The sequence below is a fragment of the Pseudomonas sp. AC463 genome, from assembly GCF_979253585.1.
Genome location: NZ_CEEDDZ010000660.1, coordinates 1 through 268, shown reverse-complemented (window position 1 = coordinate 268; position 268 = coordinate 1). Strand labels below are relative to the sequence as shown.

1 protein-coding gene is annotated in these 268 nt (G+C 70.5%); it reads right to left on the bottom strand.

The window, feature by feature from the left end:
• On the bottom strand, nucleotides 1-268 hold a 268-nt coding region (locus tag AC0IYH_RS31840; RefSeq protein ID WP_471838266.1), incomplete at both ends, for a hypothetical protein.

Genomic DNA, 268 nt, shown 5'->3' with positions numbered 1-268 from the left:
GCCCCAGACCGAAGTCGCTGGCGGCGTCCATCTCGCCCCGCGCCTTTGCCAGCACGCCCAGTGCGGCAAGGTCCTGATCGGGCGTCGAGGTGCCCCCGCGCGACGTGCCGGCGGAATTCGAATACGCCGCGGCGGTGGCATAGACCGTGCCGATCAGCGCCTTGTTGCGAACATAGCCCCATGTCCAAAACCCGATCGCCAGCACCAGCGCCACCGCCGTCGCGACCGCGCCGCCGACATACACCTGCCGCTGCCGCTTCTCCGCGCC